Genomic DNA, 504 nt, shown 5'->3' with positions numbered 1-504 from the left:
CTCGAGAGGCGCTCCTACAGCGGCCTTGTAGAGAGTTAGATGGGGGTCTTCTGATCCTGCGGTTGCGGTGCCAGCTGCTCCACCCAGATCAGCGTCCCGGCAATCACCGCCACCGGCATGATGAACAGGTTCACCAGCGGGATCATGGTCAGGGCCATGACGATGGCGCCGAAGGTCAGCACCAGCCAGCGTTTTTCTTTCAGCCGTTCCAGCATCACCTCAAATGGCACCTGACGGTTGTCGGCGCCGAAATCGATGTACTGCATGCCCAGCAGCCAGCCGGACCACAGGAACCAGATAGCGGATGCCAGCACGTTGATCACCGGGATAAAGTAAATCACCCCGACCACAAACAGAATCAGAACAGCGCGCCACAGCCAGTACCAGGTTTTACGCAGTTCGCGCTTGAAGGTGCGCACGATCATGGCGGGGATGGATTCGTCGNTCATGGGGTGGCCGGTAATCTGGATATCCACTTTCTCGGCCAGAAAGCCCATGAACGGT

General features: G+C 58.3%; 1 protein-coding gene. It reads right to left on the bottom strand.

Annotated features, from left to right (window positions below; genetic code table 11):
• Nucleotides 1-35: 35 nt before the first annotated feature.
• Nucleotides 36-504 (bottom strand): sulfate transporter CysZ (gene cysZ / locus A3730_RS10230; RefSeq protein WP_082872328.1); only part of this gene is annotated, 469 nt, incomplete at its 5' end.

The sequence above is a fragment of the Alcanivorax sp. HI0044 genome, assembly GCF_001634945.1.
This window is presented reverse-complemented; position numbering and strand designations above follow the sequence as displayed.